Source organism: Rahnella bruchi (genome assembly GCF_003614975.1).
GTDB lineage: Bacteria > Pseudomonadota > Gammaproteobacteria > Enterobacterales > Enterobacteriaceae > Rahnella > Rahnella bruchi.
The window spans coordinates 293,092-315,576 of the sequence record NZ_QZWI01000003.1 but is presented as its reverse complement, the minus strand read 5'-3'; the positions used below and the strand labels follow the sequence as shown (position 1 = coordinate 315,576).

Genomic DNA, 22,485 nt, shown 5'->3' with positions numbered 1-22,485 from the left:
TTTGTCGGTTATGGTTTTGGCATCCGGAAAATACAGGGCGCAAAGATGAAAACGTTAGGACTGATAGGCGGCATGAGCTGGGAATCCACCGTGCCGTATTACCGAATGATCAATGAGCATGTGAAACAGCAACTGGGCGGATTGCATTCGGCCAAACTGTTTCTCTACAGCGTCGATTTCTATGAAATAGAAAAACTGCAAATGGCCGGTGACTGGCAGCAGGCGGGAGAAATGCTCGGTAACGCCGCGGATTCGCTGGCGCGTGCAGGCGCGGATGTTATCGTCGTATGTACCAACACCATGCACAAAGTGGCGGACGATATCGAACGTATCGGCGGCCTGCCGCTGTTGCACATCGCCGATGCGACGGCAGAAAAAATCAAAGGACAGGGGCTGCATAAAATCGGCCTGCTTGGCACGCGTTTCACCATGGAACAGGATTTCTATCGCGGACGTTTGCAGGAAAAGCACCAGATTGACGTGGTGACGCCGGATGAAGCTGACCGGGCGATTGTTCACCGCATCATTTACGAAGAGCTGTGTCTGGGCATGATTAAAGACGATTCCCGTGAGGAATATCGCCGGATTATAGGCAAATTAGAACAGCAGGGTGTGGAAGGCATTATTCTCGGCTGTACCGAAATTACCCTGCTGGTCGGTGCGCAAGACGCAAGTGTGCCGGTCTTTGACACCACCGCCATTCATGCGCTGGCGGCGGCGGAGTTTGCTTTAGGGCAGGATTAATCTTCTTCCAAAGTTTGACGGTTCAGCCGCTGTTTTGCTACCTGCATCAGCGGCTTACCTGCCAGCATCAGCCAGGCCGGCAGCATCACAATGCATAACAACGGCAGCAATTTGAGCCCCGGTACCACGGCAGCGGCCATAAACAGACTCAGCCAGCCATCGCGTGTCACCACCAGCACCATTCCCATCACCGCACAGGAAACCGTCACTGCCGCAGGCACGTCCGGTGCATACTGATGCAGCATCAGGCCGAGCGACACACCGACAAAGACCGCCGGGAAAATTCGCCCGCCACGGAAACCACAGGCAGCTGCGACCACTAATGCTGCAAGCTTGGTCAGTGTAATCGCCAGCAGCGGTCCCATCTCAAACAGCTGGTTGGAATGTGCCAGCTCTTTCATTTCATCGAGGCCTTTGAACAGCGTGATTTCTCCACCGATCAGTGCCAGTAAACCCAGCACAAAACCGCCAAGTCCGAGGCGCAATATAGGATCCTGAATCTTATTGAACAGCCGGTGCATATGCGGGAACAGCCACACGGCGATCATCCCCAGTGCGATAGCAATAAGCACCACGACAGAACCGCTGAAAATGTCAGCCAGGCTGGACGAATCATAAGACGGAATGCTGAGAGAAAAATCTGGCTGGAAGAACTGATCGGTCGTCAGCGCACCGGCGCCCGCGGCAAGCAAAGGCGCAAACAGGCGATCCCACAACTGCACATCTTTATTATTGCCAAGCGTTTGCGAGAAAATCAGCGCTGCGGCGACCGGCGTGCCAAACAGTGCACCAATGGTACCGGCTGCCGCCAGGATCACCCAGTCGGTTGTCGGCACTTTAGGCATCAGTCGCGTGCCTAACCAGGCGACCAGCGCAATATTAATCACCGTGATCGGATGCTCTGGTCCCAGACTGACGCCACCCGCCAGCCCGAGCATCAGCGCCAGTGCCAGGCCCGGCAATGCGTTCACCGTCACTGGCGCGCCAATCAGCGATTCAGTGGCGGGATCCGGTCCCGCGTGCCCTGGCATATACTTAATCACCGCGCCCACTCCGACACCGGTCAGCGTCAGCATAAATAACGTCCAGCTGGCGGATTCTGTATTCACCTGTAAAACGGCGGGAATGTGTTCCCACAGCAGGTTTTGCAATGCACCGGCAATCATCATGACAAAGACCAGAATCAGGCTGGAAAGCACCCCGATAATGACTGCGGGCAGGGCGAAAGCCAGCATAATTCTGGCGCGGGGATGAAACATGCAAGAATTTCCTTATTTATAGTTATCGCTTTGTTTGCCCTAATAGCTTAGATGAATCCTGGCAAAGTCTGTTTGCTGGTTGTCGACATTATTTTGTGTGACATGCCGCATAAATGTGCGCGGGTTCAAAACTGCGTTGCAGCGTATAGCAATTACCGCTATTTTGCCCACACGAAACTGTAAACTTTGCCTATGGGCGGGGTTTCGCCAGTCACTTTAATTGATGATGACAGCTTACATCAGCGTGTCTGGCAGCGTACTTTTTAGCACAGCTTTTATGACGCGGGTGCGCAGTATAACGAATTTACTTTTGCGGAGAATAACATGACCAAATACTCCCTGGTGGGCGATGTCGGGGGCACCAACTGCCGCCTGGCGCTTTGCGCTTTGGACAGCGGCGAGATTTCGCAGGCGAAGACCTTTTCAGGGCTGGAATACGACAGCCTCGAAGCCACAGTCCGTGAGTATCTCTCTGAGCAAAACCAGGAGATTGAAGATGCCTGCATCGCCATTGCCTGTCCTATCACCGGCGACTGGGTGGCAATGACTAACCACACCTGGGCATTCTCCATTGCAGAAATGAAGAAAAGTTTGGGCCTGCAACATCTGGAAGTGATCAACGATTTCACCGCCGTCTCAATGGCGATCCCGATGCTGAAAGAACAGGATTTATTGCAGTTTGGCGGGAAAAAAGCACAGGACGGAAAACCGGCAGTAATTTATGGCGCAGGTACCGGGCTGGGTGTCGCGCATCTGATCCACGCCAACAAGCAGTGGCTGAGCCTGCCGGGCGAGGGCGGTCATGTGGATTTCGCACCGAACAGCGAAGAAGAAGACATCATTCTTGAGCAGTTGCGTACAGAAATGGGACACGTTTCCGCCGAGCGTATTCTGTCCGGTCCTGGGCTGGTGAATCTTTACCGCGCCATCGTGAAATCAGATAAGCGTGTGCCGGAAAACTTTAAACCGAAAGACGTGACCGAGCTGGCGCTGTCGGATGAAAACGTCGATTGTCGCCGTGCACTTTCACTGTTTTGCGTGATCATGGGCCGTTTCGGCGGCAACCTGGCGCTGAACATGGGGACATTCGGCGGCGTATACATTGCCGGCGGCATCGTTCCGCGCTTCCTCGAATTCTTCAAAGCGTCTGGTTTTCGCGCCGCGTTTGAAGACAAAGGCCGCTTCAAAGATTATCTGATGGATATTCCGGTGTTCCTGATCACACACGATCAACCAGGCTTGTTAGGCGCAGGGGCGTACTTACGTCAGTCGATCGGTATGACCCTCTAATTCCCCTTCGTCCTTAAAGTTGCGGCGGCGTTGGCTGCGTTCGAAGAACCGAATCACTGACATCAGTCAGCTCATCGGGTTCTTCTCCCTTGCCGCCTTACTGCAACTCCAATGACTTAGCGGAAGTATCGGGCTTTTTATTTTTAAAGAGCCCTACATCAAAAACGCATTAACTGTCTGAATTCCTTCACCTTGCTGCGGCTAACCGGCACTTCGAAATCCAGATCGCTGAGACGCAAAATATAGGTGTTATTAAACCACGGCACGATTTCGCGGATTTTCGACAGATTCACGCAATATGAGCGATGGCAGCGGAAAAAATGCTCCTCCGGCAGGCGGTTGCATAATTCCGTGATGTTCATCGGCATGGTGAATTCTTCCTTGCGGGTGTACACCTGCGTCACTTTTTCCTGCGCGGCGGCGTAATAAATATCGTTTATATCAGTGACGATAATCCGCTCGTCTTTGATCAGATTAATGCTGTGACTGACCCGCTGCGCGTTGCCCGTTCCCGGCTGAAATCCTTCCTGTTTCTCTCCAGACGCTTTACCCGCCAGTTCTTTATCACGACGAAAATGCGACTCCAGCTTTTGTAGCATGGTGACAATACGCGACTCATGATAAGGCTTGAGAATGTAGTCAAACGCTTCGATTTCAAAGGCTTCGGCGGCGTGTTCTTTGTAGGCAGTGATGAACACGATATAGGGTTTATGGGCAAATTTACTGATATTTTGCGCCAGTAAAACACCGTCGAGCGACGGGATACTGATATCGAGAAAAATCGCATCCACTTCATGGGATTGCAGGTATTTGAGCACGTCCAGGCCGTCGTCAAAAATCGCTTCGACCTGAATGCTGCTGTGCGTATTAATCAGATAACTCAGCTCTTCCTGAGCCGGTACTTCATCTTCGACGATAATTGCTTTCACTGAATTATCTCCCCGGTACGATGGCCCGAAATGTGGGCGGGTAAAACGAAAAAACGTTTCTGCGGATCAGGCTGTCTGGCTCTGTACGGCCGCCGTGACTTTCGCAGGCGCGTGTGTAATCACAAATGAAATATCGGTTCCCGGCTCCAGACGCCGGATGGTCAGGCCCTGGCCGTATAACAACGAAACACGGTGATGCACATTCAGCAGTCCGATTTTATTGCCGGGCATCTCATTACGCTCAACCCGGTCAATGGTCTCCTGATTAATCCCATGGCCGGTGTCTTTGACTGAAACCTTAATTCCCCCGGCCTGATGCTTGACGGAAATCACTACCACACCTTTCCCACTGCACTTCTGGATGCCGTGTACGATGGCGTTTTCCACCAGCGGCTGGATCAGCAGACTGGGAATTTTCACCGAAATATCGTCATCAATGTCATAAATCACCGTCAGTTTGCTGCCAAACCGTGCCTGCTCGATGGCGATATAATCCTGCACCTGATGCAGCTCTTTACGCAGGTCGATCAGTTCGTCGTTCAGTTCCAGGTTGTAGCGCAGATAACGGGAGAGATTGATGATCAGCTGACGCGCCACGTCTGGCCGGGCGCGGATCGACGACGAAATTGCGTTCAGCGCGTTAAACAGAAAATGCGGGTTTATCTTGCTCTGCAATGCCCGCATTTCGGCTTTGTTGGCCATCTCGCGCAGCTGTTCGGTACGCGAGACTTCCATTTGTGTGGACATAATTTGCGACAGCCCGATGGCCATCACTTTCAGCGAATAAGTGATGCGGTGCGGGTCGCAATAATAGATTTTCAGCGAGCCGGTTACTTCGCCTTTTTCCCAAAGCGGAATAATAATCAGAGAATGGATCTGCGGCGTGCGGTCCATTTCATCATTGTTTCTGACTGTGATTTCGCCGCTTTCCAGCGAAGCTTTTGTCATCTCACTCAGGGATTCGTGGCCGATATTATATTCATCCGCGCCGACGCCGACGTACGCCAGAATATTGCGCGTATCGGTGATCGCCACGGCGTCAGCATCAATATCTTCGCGGATAATGCGGCAGATGCTGGCCAGCGAATCGGCATTAATATCTCGAAAGTAAGGAAGGGTTTTATTGGCAATATCCAGCGCCAGACGCGCCTGTCGGGCGGCGATGACCTCTTTTTCATCTTCGACGCTTTGCACCAGTAAAACAATCAGTCCGATGGAACTGGCTCCGAGGATCAGCGGCGCGGCGATATTCATAACGATGTCCAGCCCGAGCGAAAATGGCCGCGCCATCAGCAAAATCAGCACCATGGTCAGCGTTTCGCACAGCATTCCCGCAATGATCCCGACTTTCCAGTGCAGCGCTTTTTTGACGTTTTTATTGATGTAGCCGGAAAGGAAACCTGCGGTGATACTGGTGATCAGACACGGAATGGACGTCGGACCGTGAATGTCGATGAGAAAACGGTGCGTACCGGAAATCAGACCGGTGATGATACCGACCCACGGCCCGAAGAGGATCCCGCCGGACATAATGGCGATGGTCCGCACGTTAATCAGCGAGCCTTCGACGTTGATCCCGGAAAGCGTACCGAAAATCGCGAACAGAGAGAAAATCGCCGTGACAGCCGTCAGTTCCAGCGGCGTATGGGTTTCATTTTCTTTGTGCAGCAGCTTGCGGAACAGCGGAGTACGCGTGAGGAAAAACAGACAAATAAGCATCAGCGCCGCACGGTCAAAGACCGCCAGCAGCATATCGAAAATGTGAGGCATGGCAGATTAACTCTTTGCGCGCTCAAGATAAGCGTGCCAAATGGATTCAGCCATTATTATATGTAAAAGGTCAGACTTTCACCATCGGCAGACACAGGAGCGCCAACCGAGATGATTTCGTTATCAACACCGCGGCTGATTATGCAGCCCATCCAGGCTGACGACTGGGCATTTTTCTTGCGGTTATACCAGACGCCGGAGGTCATGCGTTTTATCGGCGATATCGAGCTGCCCGCTCTGGTTCATACTCGTTTTGAGCAGCGACTGGGCCACTGGGATCGCTATTGCGACTTCTGGTTATGCCTGCTTATCCGCGAAAAAGACACCGGCGCCGCCGTGGGGCTGACCGGATTTTTCCCTGACTGGCGGCCTTACAAACAAGGTGAAGTCGGATTTATTCTCGCGCCTGAGCATCAGCGTAAAGGTTATGCGGTGGAATCTCTGCGTGAAGTGCTGAACTTCGCCTTTGACCATTGCGGTTTCCATCGCTTGCAGGCCAACGTGCTCGAAGGCAACGACGGTTCGCGCCGGGTGCTGGAGAAATGCGGTTTCCAGATGGAAGGGCGGTTACGCGACAGTTACCGGATTGGCGACGAGTGGAAAAACGACTGGCTGCTGGGGCTGCTGGCGACCGATCCGCGCCCGTAGTCAAATTTGTTGTTAACAGACACAGTAAAAAATGTTGCTCAGTATCTCGACAGCCTTATTTCTCTGCGTTATGTTCGTTGAAGGCCGCAACGCGGCCAGCGTCGCTCGGACGGTCCGGGCGCTTACGTCTCCAGAGGAAATTATGGCTGATTCCAGTTCACCACGTCGTTTTTCACGTATTGATCGTCTTCCCCCTTATGTTTTCAACATCACCGCTGAACTGAAAATGGCCGCACGCCATCGTGGCGAAGACATTATTGATTTCAGTATGGGCAACCCTGACGGCCCGACACCGCCACACATCGTGGAAAAACTGGTGCAGGTTGCACAGCGCGAAGACACGCATGGTTACTCGACCTCACGCGGCATTCCGCGTCTGCGTCGCGCCATTTCCCGCTGGTATGCCGACCGCTATCAGGTGGAGATCGACCCTGAAAGCGAAGCTATCGTCACTATCGGTTCGAAAGAGGGGCTGGCGCATCTGATGCTGGCGACTCTCGATCACGGTGATACCGTTCTGGTGCCAAACCCAAGTTATCCGATCCACATTTACGGTGCCGTAATTGCCGGTGCTCAGGTGCGTTCCGTGCCACTGGCAGAAGGTGTGGATTTCTTTGCTGAGCTGGAAAAAGCCATTCGTGAAACTATTCCGCGCCCGAAAATGATGATCCTCGGCTTCCCGTCAAACCCCACGGCGCAGTGTGTCGAGCTGGATTTCTTCGAACGGGTGGTGGCGCTGGCGAAACAGTACAACGTGCTGGTTATTCATGATCTGGCTTATGCCGACATCGTTTACGACGGCTGGAAAGCGCCGTCAATCATGCAGGTGCCGGGTGCAAAAGATATCGCAGTGGAATTCTTCACACTGTCGAAAAGCTACAACATGGCGGGCTGGCGTATCGGCTTTATGGTCGGTAATCCGGAGCTGGTCAACGCGCTGGCACGTATCAAGAGTTATCACGATTACGGGACGTTCACGCCGTTGCAGGTAGCCGCGATTGCTGCGCTGGAAGGCGATCAGCAATGTGTGAAAGACATTGCCGAGCAGTATCGTCAGCGTCGTAACGTGCTGGTGCGCGGGCTGCATGAAGCCGGCTGGATGGTTGAAAACCCGAAAGCATCGATGTACGTGTGGGCCAAAATCCCGCCTGCCTATGCGCATTTAGGTTCACTGGAATTCGCCAAACGCCTCCTGGCAGATGCCAAAGTTTGTGTCTCTCCGGGCATCGGTTTTGGGGATTACGGCGACACGCATGTCCGTTTCGCGCTGATCGAAAATCAGGATCGTATCCGCCAGGCCGTGCGCGGCATCAAAGCGATGTTCCGTGCCGACGGTTTGCTGGCACCGAAAAAAGCGGCGGGAGAACCGCCGGTGGAGCAGGATCCGACTGTCAGCGCGTAAAACTCTTCAGTCAGTCAGACCGGGCTTTGGCCCGGTTTTTTTAACAGTACTTTAACTTCTTTACCTTTCGCCCCCGGCCTGTCCACAAAGTCTGCGTAATTCTTCTTTATACTTATTCGGAAATACGGTTAAACCGCTCCTTTAATCCGGTCAGGAAACGCCTTATGAAAACCCGTTATTCGCTGTCCCAGATAAGCCTGCACTGGGCAACGTTACTGATGATTATTCTGACGTATACCGCGATGCTGACCCGCGACTATTTTCCGGAGGATAATCAGCCGCTGGTGCGTTTACTGCATTTTAATTTCGGGATCTGCGTCTGGCTGCTGATGTGGGCGCGTGTCTTTCTGCGTACCCGCTACACCACACCGGTTATCACGCCGCCTTTGCCGCGCTGGCAGATTGCGGCATCCCATGCTGTGCATGGTGTCCTGTATCTGTTGTTTCTCTCGTTGCCGGTGCTGGGCATGTTGACGCTGGAATACGGCGGACGTGACTGGGTTCTGTTCGGCTGGCCGGTGCCGCAGTTCGTGACGCCGGATCCTTCCGTGCGCAGCACGGTGAAACAGGCGCATGAGTTTCTGGCGAACTGCGGTTATTACCTGATTGGCTTACATGCGCTGGCGGCGATTTTTCATCATTACTTCCGTAAAGATGACACCTTATTACGCATGATGCCTTAACGGCGGGTTCACCGGCAGAGACCCTGCCGGTGACGGGCAAAGAAATCAGTTTTCATCCTGCTGGTAATGCACCACGCGACGTTTCCCTTCGATCTGGATATCCGCCCATTTGCGCGGCGAAGGTTTAACTTCGCCGTTGCGCAGTGCCTGTATCAGCGTCTCCTTATCCTTATCTTCATACAGATAAAGTTCGCCGCTTTGTGTCCATTGTCCGGCCTGTTTAGCGTAAATCCGGCAGTTCACGGAAGGGGCATCCAGAGTATTACAGAGCAGGATCTCTTTCTGTCTGTCGCTGTTGAGATCCAGCGTATTGACGATGCACGCGCCCTGAACGCTCAGACAATCGCGCAGGGTATTACGGTATTTTTCCTGTGCCGGAAGACCCTTCCACCAGCCGTCATCCGGTTGCACCGCGCCTTTCGCCAGCGTGATCATCTTTTTTGCATCTTCGATACGGTAATTTTTAGCCAGCGCATCGGCCTCTTTATCATTGTATGAGCCCCAGCGGGAGGTCTGCGCAATCGTATTTTTTACCGTCACCAGCAGGCGAGGATCGGCTGTAAAGGCCGGATGTTGCAGCAGTTTTTCCAGCGCTTCGTTGCCACGGCGGCCCGTCCCGAAACGCAGTAATCTGAGATCAAAATCTTTCGCCTGCGTTTTACCGCTGTCGAGTCGCGCCAGCTGACTGTTCACGCTGATACGGTATGGATCGAGCAGCGGGCTGTTGACCGCGATAACCAGCAGCACCACTAACAATGACAGCGGTTTATTGAACTGATTCAGGCGCGACAGCCAGTCCGGACGTTTATCAATGACGGAAAAACTGTAGCAAAGTGAGGCTGTCAGCGTGACCACAATAATCAGCACCGCCCACAGACGCTGCGGCGTCCAGCCGTATTGCGAAATCCGCACACCCGTGGCGTACAACGCCAGCGCGGCATAGACCGGCAGCAGCAGGACTGCCGCATTGACCAGCCAGCGGACAGCCTGCGGATAGGGTTTCATCCCACTGTCCGTTTCACGTACCACGTTAACCAGCACCAGCAGGCTCAGCGCCATAATGGTGAGCAGACTGGCGGCAGACCAGGTTTGCGACAGCGCGGTCAGACCGGTGAAGGGCAGGGCGAACAGGAAAATCAGCGCCACGAAGGCGACCAGCGGCAGCAGGCCTTTGAGAATGAAACGGATAATATTTCGGGTGGTGTTCATCAGTGCCGGTTGGGTGCGGCAGGTAATGATGCTTATTCCCAGCAGCAGTCCGAAAACCAGATGCATGAACAGTGGCGTATCGAAAAACAGCTCGTGGAAATATTCAATCCCGATCACCCGGAACAGCGCCGCGCATAGTGCCAGCACGCCGACCGTCAGCAGCATCAGCAGGAAAGTGAGCATAGCGCAAAGCATGTTCTGGCTGTAACAGGCCGAAAGATGGGCGTAACGATACCGGTTCTGCGCCGGGAACGTCTGCACCTGTAACCACGGCAGCACAAAAAATACCATCGCCACCAGCGAAAAGTTAAACGGTATCCCCACCGAGTCTGCCGGTGTTCCGGTCACATTACTTTTTACCCACGCCGCCATGCCCGCCAACAGCAAGGTAATAAATAAGGTTGCGCCCCAGAATCTGCGGTCATTCAACTGCACCAGCGACAACGAAATTATCACCGGTAATGTGAATGCCATAGTCTGGCCGTAAATATTGTGGGAGAAACCCGATTGCGTTACCGCCGGGCTATCTGAGAAAAAGTAATACAGCAAAAGTCCCTGCAACAGGCAGACAATCATGATCAGCCAGCGGGAAGGGACGGGTGGAAGGGGCATGCTAAGACCAGCCCGATTGAACTGAGACATCCGTGACTCTCCGAAAGTGTAAGGGGAAGTAATGCTAAAACATCCGCCAGTGTAGTGGTTTCCGCGTCGCGGCGCTGAAAAGTCTTATCCGGGGGGGTACCGGCATTGTGTGAGCCTCACCACATAACTGGCAAAATCAGCCGCAGTCACTAGGCTTAAGTATTGGATGGAGTATTTCGAGGTGAAAATGGCAGAACACGAACTGAAAGAAAAACGCATTGAAATCGTTAAGAATTTCTACGCCAAACTGGATCAGGCAGATTCGTCTTTGCTGGATCTCTTTGCTGACGATGTGGTGCTGTTTTTTCCGAAATTTGGCACTGCGCAGGGGAAGTCATCCCTGGGAGAATTGGGTAAACGCTTTGCGCTGGAAATCGACAAGATCCAACATATTCAGGATGCTTTCCGGTTTTTCAGCGACTGTGACACCATTGTGCTGGAAGGGCAAATGCGTGGCGTGATGCAAAACGGCGACCGCTGGCCTACCTCAGAAGCTGGCAGCCATCATTTCTGTACGGTGTTTGCGTTTGATGATTTGCTGATTAAGCGGCTGAGCATTTATCTCGATCCTGACTTTAATCTTGAGGACAAAAAGCGGGTGAACAATTACCGTCAGGTAGTGAAAAGTGAAGAGAATAAAACCTGAAACTGCTCTTTAATCATCTTAAAAAGAAAGATAGCCGCCTCAACCGACGGCTATCTTTCGCCAACTACCGAACATCAGGATTCGGCAGGGACAACGCTGTTTTTGTAGCGTTGCAGTATCGGTGAATTCACCTCCGACGGATTCTGCAATTGCCACAGATTACGGTCGATACCGTCATTGACCAGATAAATAACCCCGGATTCAATAGCCGACATCAGGCACAACATCACAGGTTCATTGGTGGTATAGCCCAGCTCGCCTTCCAGCAGACGCTGATAGTCGATAAAGCGGAACACCCCTGCCTGCACTTCATACGACAAAATCGTCTTGCTGGTATTCACAGACGACAGAACTTCCCCGGTATTGACGTCGACAGCACGCAGGTTCACGGCTATCTGGTCCAACTGGTACTGCGTACTGGCACCGATACCGAAGTAACGCGCTCCGATGCCGCCCGATTTCACATTGCTTTCATAGCCGATAATCGAGCCTTCGATCAAAATATTCGCCGCCACTAAAGAAGAAAGGGGGCGCTGGTTATTGATAGCGACGCTGCCATTTTCCTGAGCTGCCCGGATAATTTTGCGTTCATTGAGCAGGTTTTGCAGTCCCTGACGTTCCAGCGGAATAAACCATTTCGAGTCTTTTAACGCCGAGACCAGCATGGCCGTGGCGCTTTGCGGCACCGCAGTCGAGAAGTTACTCGCCGGATACGGTTTGAACTGGCCGGTTTCATCCTGAATATTATAAACGGAGACGAATACACGCCCCTTTGGTGACGGGAGATGAGTCAGGTCGGTATAACTCGGTGCCCGCGGTAATAATGTAGGTCTGGCGGCTTCTTTCGGGGGCGCTGTGAGACACCCGCTCAACACAAAAACTGCGATGAGTAATAAATAGCTGCGCATGATGGTGTTCCTGTTTTTATTGATCGTCGGAATCAGTTGGTCGTGGCAGACAGGCCCTGAACCTGAATGGTGGAAATCTTGCCAGTTTTACGGTCAGTGACGTTCATCACCAGCTGGCCGTCGGTATTCTGGATATCCACAATAAAGTCCTGCGTCACCAGCCGTCCCGGTTTACCCTGATTCACGTTGCCCATCAGACTGCCCAGTAACTGCGACTGTATCGACGCGGTAAAGTTATCCAGCGCCGAGGTGCCGGTGGTGCCGAAATCGTAAGAGTCCGGATCCTTGTAGGAATTCTGCGCCTGGGCTTCATTAAGCAGGAACGCACCATTATTCGGGTTGCCGCCGAAATTCGGGTTAATGAACTGGAATACCATGTTGCCTCCCCAGGAAACCGGGGACGCCGTCAGTAATGCCAGCAGCATGACTGAACGCGAAGCAGAGACTGGAATATTCACGATGCTCTCCTTAGAAGAGGCTGTGCATTAAAATTCGTCATGGGCAAGATCCCCGGTGCCAAGTAATGCTTTGTCCAGCTGACGTCTTGATAACGCCTCCGTCACGCCGGCCAGCGCGGTATCGACGTCCTTTCCAAAATTACGACGGTTTGGAAACAGCAGGGTTTGATAAATGGTGTCCTGACCTATTTTTATGGTGATCCAACTGCCCCAGCGGGCGCTGGGTCTTTCTGAAATCGTGATGGTTTCCGGGTAGTTCAGTTCCCATTTGGCGGTGAAGCCACGATAAAAATCGTGACCTACCGACGTCACCGTATGGTCGGTAATCAGCCCGGGGTCTTTTATATCCGCAGCCTGCACGTGCAGGCAGGTGGCGCAAAGCAGCGCCAGCCAGAGCCAGAAGCTTCTGATGCAAATAGTCATGATGTCAGCGCTTGAGATTGTCATTCGCCCAGGACGCCGCCTGAGTACGGTTTTTTACCGATATTTTCCTAAATAAATTATAGAGATGTGTCTTTACGGTGTTTTCGCTGATAAACAAAAGCTGTGCGATTTCCGTGTTTGACGCACCCACACGCAACTTATTGAGGATCTCTTTTTCGCGATGGGTCAGGCCGGTGTCTTCCGTATGCATATGCCTGAAAGCGCCGGACTGATTGATCAGATAGCTGGCGAAACCTTGCGAGAAGTAGCATTCTCCGCGGATCACGCTGCGGATCCCTTCCACCAGATGTTCTTCATCCGTAGAAAGATAAAAGACAGCACTTATTCGCGGCCAGGTTTCTATTTCCCGAAAATGGTAATTGTCAGGAGTATTTAATAATAATAATTTCACACTGTCGTGATAACGGTTAATGGCGGATTGCCAGACCTCAATAGTCCGCCGGTCAGCTTCCATCATATCGAACAGAATAAGCGTCTGATGAAGATACTGATCCTCAAGAGTTTTATGAATGCTGTGTAATCGGGTACTGACACAAAGTTGCTGTTTTAATTGCTGCAATAAAGCACTGGCTTGTAATGATGGTTTAGTCACTAATAAAAGAATATTATTATTGATTGCTGCTTCATTACTCATAATGAAACCCTGCCCTGATTTTATAGCCACAGCCTGCCGCACCTGTTAATAAACAGGCCGGTAATAGACTGAGATTTTATTTTGCTAAACCTATAGCTTTATATTTGCTGTGTATATCTGAAAGTAGCAAATAAACACGGCCTGAGGCACATAATATTTCATATCGCTTTATGTGCGGTACAGACTCAATTTAGCTTTTGGTTTACCTTACGCAAGGCTTATTTATGTTTCAAAATGTAACGTAAAATGTATAAAGTTTTCTTAATGTATTGACATAAGCATGAGAGGTTCATGTTAAAAATATCTTATGTAATGACTTTACACTATCTTAACGTTCGGCCTTGTTATGACTGCGAATTTAAATAAATACCGGCCTGAATAATCGGCGCAATACAGCAACCGGGCGCATGATTCCTCTTTAATAACGCAAATAACTGCATCCTGTATAATCGATTTCACTTAGGTGAGACCGCATTTAAGCTCGTTTGTCCCTATGCAAAGCGGCCTGCGGGCGCACGAAATAGCTCAGAAGGCGGATTGTTAAGGGTTGGAAATGTGGCAGCGATCTCTTTTAATGCCTTTTTTAAACCGCAGAGATATTAGGAATAGTTGCATTTGTGTGATTATTTACGCCGAGGTTTCCTGGCACTTTAGGATTAATGCCATGGGGTCTATTAGCATCACTGACGTATTACCGGGGCATTCTGGTCAATCCGCATGAGAAGTGACGTCTCATACTTTTTAATGAAGTTGAAAATTAAAATACGACGTGCGGGTGAGTTTCTTATTTTCGCCAAACACCATAATCAATTCGTCAACAGCAATAACCCGGTGAGAAAATACACAGTCACCGGTGATATACAGGGTGACGAAATGAAAAAGACTTTGCTGACCCTGGCGTTACTTTCAGTATCCTGGGTCGTTCACGCTCAGCAGTTTGATATGGCTTACTCGGAAATGAGTTCTGGTAATCCGGATCAAGTTTTTGCTGGCGCGAGAAATTCATCGGGGAATTCATCAACGATTTACCAGAACGGTAATAGCAATCTGGCTGCGAATAATCAGACGGGTTATGGAAATTCCAGCGTAATCCGACAATCAGGCGCAGACAATACTGCGGTGGTAAATCAGCGAGGTAATGGAAATAACGCCGATATATCCCAAAGCGGCAGCGATAACTTTGCTTATATATCGCAAAGCGGCGGCGGGGATGCATCCATTACGCAACAGAATTTTGGCAATACGGCTTACATTCTGCAAAAAGGCCGGAGTGTGACGGAAATTCGCCAGAATGGTACGAACCAGAGCAGCGGTGTCGTACAAAACTCGTCAGGAATGGCGATTAGAGTGACACAGCATTAAAACACAAAATTTTACTCAAAATAGTTCGAGGTGCAGGAAGGTGGCCAACTCGGGAAGCGCCGGGAGCTTAGATAACTAAGCGACGGGTGTGAGCGAGCGCAGCCAACGCATCTGAAATTCGAAGTATGAAAAGTAAAACGTTTTTTATGACATCCGATATTAAACCAATGGGGTAGCATCATGAAACTTTGGAAAATTGTGGCAGTCTCCGCTTTAGTCGTCAGTGGCAGTGCATTTGCAACCGGTCCAAGTCATGGTGGTGGTGGCGGCGGTGGTCCTTCTACACCTCCGTCAACAGTGCCGACGTTTACTGCGACTCAGTGGAATTCTGAAATTCAGATTTACCAACAGGGTACTTCAAACCTGGCCAACGCCACTCAGACTGGCGCACAAAAATCGCTCACAGCGATTAACCAGGATGGTTACAGAAACAGCGCCGGTACCAATCAGACCGGTGATGGCAGCCTGATCAGCGTAGTGCAAAAGGGTGACTACAACGGTGCTAACGTAGCGCAGAGCGCCAACGGCAGCAAAGTGCTTGTCTCCCAGAATGGTTCAGGCAACTACGCTCAGGCTTCACAAAGTGCTAATGGCTCTCTGACCAGCATTACTCAGGTCGGTACAGCTAACCTGGCCTACGCTTCACAAAACTGATTCACTCCCTCCCCTGCGAAGGGGAGGAGCAACACAGAACAGGGCACTAGCCCTGTTTTTTTTCGACTGAACCCTGAGGATAAACGCCATGCATTTGCTCCTGATTGCCGCCGTGATGTCTAACCAGCTGTGGTTCGACACCCACAACGATGCCCAGACTTACGTCATCACCCCGATGGTTAACCTCACCAAAGCCTGCGCCTGTCAGGTGGCAGTTTCCGTTTCACAAGAAGGCGTGTCGGGCAGCAGCACCAGTCGTCAGAGCAGCAATGTGAACCTTTCCGCTAATCAGCCGCAGCCTCTTGGCCGTATGCGTTTTTCCGTCCAGCCGGGCAGTAAAACTCAAATTATGATTACAGTAACGGACGGCGGATCGCTGCGTCTGGAAAAACAGATCACCTTGCCAAATGACGCCTGACTTCTGAAGTCCCGGCGAGCAGACTATACAGCCAGATTGTCGTAGCCTTTACGGCGGTAATTGAGCGCCGAGAGGCCCCAGAACACCAGAAAAATCGCCACGGCGGCGTATCCTACGCTGCCCATATTGTCATTGAGACGCTCGACAATCGTCCAAAATCCGCCGTGCAAATCCAGTTTGTCGGCCATCAGCCCCAGAGCTTCCAGCCCGCCGATAAACAGGGCAATCACCACACTGGTGGCAGTAATGGTCATGTTGTAATAGAGCTTGCGCACCGGTTTATCAAACGCCCACCCGTAAGCCCCGACCATCACAAAATTATCCAGTGAATCGACCAGCGCCATGCCGCTGGCAAACAGCGCCGGAAACACCATAATGCTCCACGCCGACATACCGGAAGACGCACCTGCGGCTGAAATGCCCAGCAGGCCGATTTCAGTGGCGGTATCAAAACCCAGTCCGAATAAAAAACCCACCAGATACATCTGCCAGCTTTTATTCACCAGATTAAACGCGAAGCTGAAAATCCGGCTCATCACGCCGCCTTGTACCGCCTGTAGCTCTTCTTTGGCGGTAAAAGTTTCTCCCTGTTTCACTTTCTGAAAACGGCGGTAAACATCCCGCAGGATCAGCGCATTCAGCAGCGCCATCAGTAATAAGAACAGCGCGGAAACCAGCGTGCCGATTGTGCTTGCGTACTCATGCAGCCAGCCGATTTTATTGCCAAAGACCAGCGAAGTGGCGGCGATTGCCACGCAGGCCAGCACCACAATGCTGGAATGTCCGAGCGAGAAAAAGGCCCCGACGGCGACCGGTCGCTGGCCTTGTTGCATCAGCTTACGGGTCACATTATCGATGGCGGCAATATGATCGGCATCCACCGCGTGGCGCAGCCCGTAGCTGTAAGCCAGTAATGCCGCGGCAATCAGTGCCGCGTTGTGACGAAACACCGCCAGCGCCCATCCCCAGGCGATCAAATTCACGGCCACCAGTCCGGTTAACAGCCAGAATGCTCGGCGGTTCGAAGAGAAAAATTGACGGTTAATCATGGAGATCCTTATTTTTATAACCAGAAGAATTTTGAGCAGAAGTCTGTTGCAGGCGGCCGCAGGCAATGAGTGCCTGACCGAGCGCCAGACCGCCATCACCGGCGGGAATGTTTTGCGGCATTAGCACATTCAGGGGCGTTAAATAGCGGTGTAAAAGCTGGCGCAGCAGACGGTTATGCAGCACACCACCACCGGTGGCGACGGTGCGGATGCCGGTCCTGACTGCGTGATAACAGGCGAGGGCGGCAAGCCCCTGTGCGAGAGCATCATGAAAAGCGAAAGCCCGTGCGGCAGGTGGGGCCTGCCAGTCCAGCCACTGTTGCCAGAACGTTGCCAGATCCAGAAATGTTCCATTTTCGCTATGCCGCAGCGGCATTGTGACCGGATGTGAAACACCGTGCGCCTGATTTGCCAGCGCTTCCAGTCTGCAGGCGGCTTCACCTTCCCAGCTGAGCTGCGGCGGTGCGCAGCCAATTGCAGCGGCGACAGCATCGAATAAACGACCGCAGGAAGACGCCAGCGGCGAATTGATTCCGGCAGCAATGGCTTTTGACAGCGGCTCCCACGGGTGTGAAAGCAGCGACTGCGCGTGTGGACGCGTCTGCCAGTCCGGCACGAACGCCTGCCAGTGTGCCAGTAAATTGCGCCATGGCTCGCATGCAGCACGATCGCCACCGGGCAGTGCGACGGCAGGTAATCCCCCCAAATGCTCACAGTGCATATAATCGGCCAGCAGGCATTCACCGCCCCACAGGCCGTCTTTTTCGCCATAACCGAGGCCATCCAGCGCCAGACCAATCACCTTGCCACCCTCCAGCGGCCAGTGATGTTCGGCCAGACAGGCGGCGATATGCGCGTGGTGATGAAAGACATCCACTATGCGCAAAGCGTGGTGTTCGGCCTGATGGTGACTGACATAACCCGGATGCGCATCGCGCGCCACTGCCACTGGCGTACAGTCATAAAGTCGCTGAAAATGTTCAATCGCCTGCCGCTGTTGCTCTGCGATATCACTGTGCGTCAGCGAACCAAAATGCGGGCTGAGAATGGCCTGATGTCCGCGAACCAGGCAGAAGGTATTTTTAAGGTCGCCGCCCAGCGCCAGCAGCGGTGGCTGAAGGCTGAAACCCGGCGGCAACGGCAGCGCATCCGGCACATAACCGCGCGCACGACGCAACACTTCGGTACCCTGCGCGGTCAGCCGCACCAGAGAATCATCAGCACGCTGAACAATGTCGCGGTTATGCAGTAACCACAGATCGGCGATGTCACTGAGCTGCGCGAGCGCTTCAGTCACGGTCAGCGCCGGAGCACAACCAGCGGCATTGCCGGACGTCATCACCAGCGGCGTCTGACATGCCTGCATCAGCAAATGATGCAAGGGCGTGAACGGCAACATCAGGCCGGTTTCATCAAGCTCCGGCGCGATGGCTGCACACAACGGCGACATCGCGCTTTTCGTCGCCAGCACAATCGGTGCGGCGGGGGATTCAAGCAGTTCACGCAGCGCAAACTGCGGGCTGTCGTCACTGCATCGCGCCAGCCAGCCGATGTCCGGCAGCATCACAGCCAGCGGTTTGGACGGACGATGTTTTCGCTCACGCAGCCGCATTACCGCGTCCTGCCGCGTGGCATCACAGGCCAGATGAAATCCGCCGAGCCCTTTGATAGCGACGATTTTTCCCGCACGCAATGTGGCCACGGCGTGATCCAGCGCAGCCTGATCCTGCGCCAGTATTTTGCCATCCTGAAATGTCGCACTGACCTGCGGGCCGCAGTGCGGGCATGCCACCGGCTGGGCGTGAAAACGCCGGTCGGCAGGATTGTCATATTCCTGCTGGCACGCCGGACACAGCGCGAATTGCGCCATGCTGGTGGAAGGACGATCGTAGGGCATGGTGCGGATCAGCGTAAAACGCGGACCGCAATGGGTGCAGTTGGTAAAAGCGTAACCGAACCGCCGGTTGCCGGGGCGGAAAATATCCTGCAAACATTCCGGGCAGGTCGCCGCATCGGGCGCCACCTGCGTGTCCATCCGGCTTTGACGACTTGGCGTAATGGTGAAATGTTGTGGCACATCCTGCCACTCGAAAGAGTCCACGCTGATACCGTCGATGCGCGCCAGCGGCGGGCAGTTGCGTTGTAACTGGCGGATAAAAGTTTCGATATTAACCGGCGCAAGCAGCCTGATTTCAACACCGGCGCTGTCATTACAGACTTCCCCGCAAAGCTGGAGCCGGTCAGCCAGTTGCCAGATAAATGGCCGGAAACCGACGCCCTGGACCTTGCCTGAGATGCGAATGAGTAAGCCAGACATAAAAAGCCTTTTTAAACGTTAAGAAGCGGGCGGCGAAAAGAGAGGTTTTTGCTCCCTCCCCAGCGAAGGGGAGGGAGCAAAGCCAGGATCCACTCCTTTGGGGGAGGCGCTAAACTTAAACCTCAACCACCGGGATCACATCTTCGACGGCACTGCGCAGGCGCGCTTTCATGTCGCTGTAAGTTTGCTGGGCGTAGTTTTCTGCCCAGCGCTGATCGGCAATTTGCTCGACTTTCACCGCGCAGTATTTGGTTTCCGGCGTTTTAGAAATCGGATCCAGATTGTCCTGCGTCAGTTCATTACAGGCACCAATCCACCACTGATAAGTCATGTAAACCGCACCGGCGTTGATACGCTCGTTGTAGTTGGCGCGGGATATGACTTTGCCTCGGCGTGATGACACCCAGACCAGTTGCTGATCGCGGATACCCAGTGCCTGAGCATCTACCGGATTCATCTGCACGAAGCCCGGCTCATCGGCCAGCGTTTGCAGCGCCGCACAGTTACCGGTCATTGAGCGGCAGGAGTAGTGACCGACTTCACGCACAGTACACAGCACCAGCGGATAATCGCCGTCCGGCACTTCGGCGGGCGCACGCCAAGGCGCGGCAAACAGTTGGCCTTTACCGGTCGGTGTATCGAAGTGATTGTCGGCGTAAAGGAACTGCGTCCCCGGATCTTCAGGCGTGGTACAAGGCCACTGAACGTGTCCCAGTTCGCCCATTTTTTCGTAGGTCGCGCCGTAGAACAGCGGACACAGGCTGCGCATTTCATCCCAGATTTCCTGGTTATCCTGATAATGCATTGGATAACCCATTTCTGTGGCCAGCAGGCTGATGATGTCCCAGTCGCGTTTGACGTTGTATTTCGGCTCGATGGCTTTTTCGAAACGCTGGAAACCACGGTCTGCACAGGTGAACACGCCGCCGTGCTCACCCCAGGAAGTGGCCGGTAAAATGACATCCGCCTGTTCCGCAGTTTTGGTCATGAAGATATCCTGCACTACAACGAATTCCAGCGCCTCAAACCCTTTGCGCACGAGCCCTAAATCGGCTTCGGTCTGCAAAGGATCTTCGCCCATGATGTAGTAGGCTTTGACCTTGCCTTCAATCGCCAGATGCGGGATTTCAGTAATGCGCAGGCCGACTTCCGTGTCCATCTGATTGACGTCAATGCCCCAGGCATCGGCGAATTTCGCGCGGATATTCGGATCAGTGACCGACTGATAGCCGGGGAATTCATTAGGTAACACGCCCATGTCACACGCGCCCTGCACGTTATTCTGACCACGAACAGGGCCGACGCCGACGTTGGCGCGCCCCAGATTACCGGTCAGCAAAGCCAGTCCGGCCAGCCCTTTGACCACATCCACGGCCTGACCAAACTGTGTGACCCCCATGCCCCACATAATCGTGGCAGAAGGCGCGGCGGCGTAAGTGCGCATCGCCTGACGGATTTGTTGCGCAGATACGCCGGTCTGCTCCCCGATGGCCTCCGGTGAATAATCGGCGACGTTTTTACGGTATTCCTCGAAGCCTTCGGTGTATTTGGCAACATAGTCGTGGTCATACAGATTTTCTTCGATCAGCACATGGGCAAAAGCATTCACCAGCGCCATGTTGCAGCCGTTTTTAATTTGCAGATGCTGATCGGCAATACGGGCAGTTTCGATACGACGCGGATCGCAGACGATAATCTGCGCGCCTTTTTCTTTGGCTTTGATCACACGGCGGGCGACGATCGGGTGGGAGTCAGCACAGTTATAGCCGATCACCAGCAGGCATTTTGAGTTCTCGATATCGCCGATGGAATTACTCATTGCGCCGTTGCCGAGCGTGGCCTGTAAACCGGCGACGGACGGGCCGTGACACACGCGGGCGCAGCAGTCGACGTTGTTGGTGCCGATGACCGCACGGGCAAATTTCTGCATGATGTAGTTGGTTTCATTGCCAGTGCCACGGGAAGAACCTGTGGTCATGATCGAGCGCGGGCCATGTTTTTGTTTGATTTCTTTCAGACGCTGCGCGGTGTAGCGGATGGCTTCATCCCAGCTCACGGCTTCGAGTTTTCCGCCTTTCTGACGGCGGATCATCGGCTGCGTCAGACGCGGCGTCAGCAGTTTGGTGTCATTAAGAAAATCCCAGCCGTAATAGCCTTTCAGGCACAATTCGCCCTGATTGGTCACGCCGTTCGCGGCTTCCGCGCGAATGATTTTTCCCTGATCCACAACCAGATTCATTTTGCATCCGGCGCCGCAATACGGGCAGACAGTAGTAACTTTATTCATTGAATGACTTCCTCTATCCGGGTTTAAAACAGCAGGGGTGAAGTGCTGTCGAGCGCAGCGCGGCGGCGTTTTTCTGCGTTCATTTCCTGTAACTGGTTGCGGTCGATAGCGTAGAGCGCTTTCGTCGGGCAGATTTCCATGCAGGCCGGGCCTTCGCTGCGCAGATAGCAGAGGTCGCATTTATGCGCTTCGGCTTTATCGGAGGTCGCGACCATCGCCGCGCCGTTCTGGCGAAAAATCGGTTTGGTGACCACTTCCATCGCGCCATACGGGCAGGCAACGACGCAGGTTTTGCAGCCGATGCAGCGTTCCTGCATAACCTGAACATGGTCACCGGTGCGCGCAATAGCACCGTTTGGGCAGACATTGGCGCAGGGTGCGTCTTCGCACTGGCGGCACATCACGGCAGTGCTGAGATTGACGCCTTTGATCACATGCAAACGTGGCGCGAACGTCGCGGCATTGAGCAGTGAGATATCCTCTGAATCGCTGTGTGCCATCACACAGGCAATTTCACAGGTACGACAGCCGATGCATTTTTTGGGGTCGGCGATGATGAACCGGTTCATGTTTTTTTCATCCCTAAGTCATTGGTTTCATCTACTGGCTATACATAAAGCGTGCCAGTTCCTGTTTTTAATTTTTTGATATTAAATTCAGCAGCTTATTTTTATCCGCTGGTCTTCTGACGAAATTATTTACTGACGTCATGTCTGCATCGTCACCCTATCG

20 protein-coding genes and 2 pseudogenes are annotated in these 22,485 nt (G+C 53.0%); 9 read left to right on the top strand and 13 right to left on the bottom strand.

The annotated features are described in order from the left end of the window. Positions 1–45 precede the first annotated feature (45 nt). Entirely contained in the window at positions 46–744 is a 699-nt protein-coding gene (locus tag D5398_RS08640; protein ID WP_120507236.1) for an aspartate/glutamate racemase family protein, read from the top strand. Here the strand turns inward: D5398_RS08640 and D5398_RS08635 are convergent. Further along, on the bottom strand, positions 741–2,003 hold the full coding sequence (locus tag D5398_RS08635) for an ion channel protein (protein WP_120507235.1): 1,263 nt from the start codon (positions 2,001–2,003) through the stop codon (positions 741–743). The genes D5398_RS08640 and D5398_RS08635 overlap by 4 nt on opposite strands. Before the next feature lie 324 nt (positions 2,004–2,327). Between D5398_RS08635 and glk the strand changes: the two genes are divergently transcribed. Continuing rightward, positions 2,328–3,293, top strand: a complete 966-nt coding sequence (gene glk / locus D5398_RS08630; RefSeq protein ID WP_120507234.1) for a glucokinase — start codon at positions 2,328–2,330, stop codon at positions 3,291–3,293. 158 nt (positions 3,294–3,451) lie between these two features. On the opposite strand, the pseudogene D5398_RS25835 reads toward glk, so the two are convergent. From D5398_RS25835 to D5398_RS08620, 3 genes and pseudogenes are all read right to left on the bottom strand, one after another. Further along, a pseudogene (locus D5398_RS25835) lies at positions 3,452–3,778 on the bottom strand (LytTR family DNA-binding domain-containing protein); the annotation flags it as partial. 86 nt (positions 3,779–3,864) lie between these two features. Continuing rightward, positions 3,865–4,222 (bottom strand): annotated as a pseudogene (locus tag D5398_RS25830) (response regulator); the annotation flags it as partial. 66 nt (positions 4,223–4,288) lie between these two features. Beyond that, positions 4,289–5,992, bottom strand: coding sequence for a sensor histidine kinase (locus tag D5398_RS08620; protein ID WP_120507232.1), 1,704 nt, complete (start codon positions 5,990–5,992; stop codon positions 4,289–4,291). 111 nt (positions 5,993–6,103) lie between these two features. Between D5398_RS08620 and D5398_RS08615 the strand changes: the two genes are divergently transcribed. The 3 genes from D5398_RS08615 (at position 6,104) to D5398_RS08605 (ending at position 8,725) form a co-directional block, all read left to right on the top strand. Continuing rightward, on the top strand, positions 6,104–6,640 hold the full coding sequence (locus D5398_RS08615) for a GNAT family N-acetyltransferase (RefSeq protein ID WP_120507231.1): 537 nt from the start codon (positions 6,104–6,106) through the stop codon (positions 6,638–6,640). Positions 6,641–6,782: 142 nt separating this feature from the next. Continuing rightward, positions 6,783–8,042: an alanine transaminase gene (alaC, locus tag D5398_RS08610; RefSeq protein WP_120507230.1), complete on the top strand. Its 1,260-nt coding sequence runs from the start codon at positions 6,783–6,785 to the stop codon at positions 8,040–8,042. A 164-nt stretch (positions 8,043–8,206) separates the two neighbouring features. Further along, entirely contained in the window at positions 8,207–8,725 is a 519-nt protein-coding gene (locus tag D5398_RS08605) for a cytochrome b (protein WP_120507229.1), read from the top strand. Between the two features lie 45 nt (positions 8,726–8,770). Here the strand turns inward: D5398_RS08605 and D5398_RS08600 are convergent, their stop codons facing one another. Further along, complete coding sequence (locus tag D5398_RS08600; RefSeq protein WP_244216730.1) at positions 8,771–10,546, bottom strand: DUF4153 domain-containing protein; 1,776 nt, start codon at positions 10,544–10,546, stop codon at positions 8,771–8,773. A gap of 217 nt (positions 10,547–10,763) precedes the next feature. Here D5398_RS08600 and D5398_RS08595 point away from each other — a divergent pair, with 217 nt between their 5' ends. Continuing rightward, entirely contained in the window at positions 10,764–11,222 is a 459-nt protein-coding gene (locus D5398_RS08595) for a nuclear transport factor 2 family protein (protein ID WP_120507448.1), read from the top strand. A gap of 74 nt (positions 11,223–11,296) precedes the next feature. Here D5398_RS08595 and csgG read toward each other — a convergent pair whose 3' ends face one another. The 4 genes from csgG to csgD are packed head-to-tail and all read right to left on the bottom strand — an operon-like array spanning position 11,297 to position 13,666. After that, the gene (gene csgG, locus D5398_RS08590; RefSeq protein ID WP_120507227.1) at positions 11,297–12,130 is read right to left on the bottom strand and encodes a curli production assembly/transport protein CsgG; all 834 of its coding nucleotides are present in this window, start codon (positions 12,128–12,130) and stop codon (positions 11,297–11,299) included. A 32-nt stretch (positions 12,131–12,162) separates the two neighbouring features. Further along, the gene (gene csgF, locus D5398_RS08585) at positions 12,163–12,555 is read right to left on the bottom strand and encodes a curli production assembly/transport protein CsgF (RefSeq protein ID WP_112290770.1); all 393 of its coding nucleotides are present in this window, start codon (positions 12,553–12,555) and stop codon (positions 12,163–12,165) included. A gap of 60 nt (positions 12,556–12,615) precedes the next feature. Then, positions 12,616–13,035: a curli production assembly/transport protein CsgE gene (gene csgE / locus D5398_RS08580; RefSeq protein WP_415838455.1), complete on the bottom strand. Its 420-nt coding sequence runs from the start codon at positions 13,033–13,035 to the stop codon at positions 12,616–12,618. Then, entirely contained in the window at positions 13,016–13,666 is a 651-nt protein-coding gene (gene csgD / locus D5398_RS08575) for a biofilm master transcriptional regulator CsgD (protein WP_120507226.1), read from the bottom strand. The genes csgE and csgD overlap by 20 nt, the downstream gene beginning before the upstream one ends. Positions 13,667–14,383: 717 nt before the next feature. Between csgD and D5398_RS08570 the strand changes: the two genes are divergently transcribed. The 3 genes from D5398_RS08570 (at position 14,384) to csgC (ending at position 16,100) form a co-directional block, all read left to right on the top strand. After that, the gene (locus D5398_RS08570; protein WP_244216729.1) at positions 14,384–15,028 is read left to right on the top strand and encodes a curlin; all 645 of its coding nucleotides are present in this window, start codon (positions 14,384–14,386) and stop codon (positions 15,026–15,028) included. A 180-nt stretch (positions 15,029–15,208) separates the two neighbouring features. After that, positions 15,209–15,682: a curli major subunit CsgA gene (gene csgA / locus D5398_RS08565; protein ID WP_120507225.1), complete on the top strand. Its 474-nt coding sequence runs from the start codon at positions 15,209–15,211 to the stop codon at positions 15,680–15,682. Between the two features lie 88 nt (positions 15,683–15,770). Continuing rightward, positions 15,771–16,100, top strand: coding sequence for a curli assembly chaperone CsgC (csgC, locus tag D5398_RS08560; protein ID WP_120507224.1), 330 nt, complete (start codon positions 15,771–15,773; stop codon positions 16,098–16,100). Between the two features lie 23 nt (positions 16,101–16,123). Here csgC and D5398_RS08555 read toward each other — a convergent pair whose 3' ends face one another. From D5398_RS08555 to hydN, 4 genes are all read right to left on the bottom strand, one after another. Then, positions 16,124–17,149, bottom strand: coding sequence for a HoxN/HupN/NixA family nickel/cobalt transporter (locus tag D5398_RS08555; RefSeq protein ID WP_120507223.1), 1,026 nt, complete (start codon positions 17,147–17,149; stop codon positions 16,124–16,126). After that, positions 17,142–19,466 (bottom strand): carbamoyltransferase HypF, encoded by a 2,325-nt coding sequence (hypF, locus tag D5398_RS08550; protein WP_120507222.1) that lies wholly within the window; start codon positions 19,464–19,466, stop codon positions 17,142–17,144. Before hypF ends, D5398_RS08555 begins: the two co-directional genes overlap by 8 nt. Before the next feature lie 115 nt (positions 19,467–19,581). Next, entirely contained in the window at positions 19,582–21,753 is a 2,172-nt protein-coding gene (gene fdhF / locus D5398_RS08545) for a formate dehydrogenase subunit alpha (RefSeq protein WP_120507221.1), read from the bottom strand. 23 nt (positions 21,754–21,776) lie between these two features. Beyond that, positions 21,777–22,322 (bottom strand): electron transport protein HydN, encoded by a 546-nt coding sequence (gene hydN, locus D5398_RS08540; protein ID WP_120507220.1) that lies wholly within the window; start codon positions 22,320–22,322, stop codon positions 21,777–21,779. Positions 22,323–22,485: the final 163 nt, after the last annotated feature.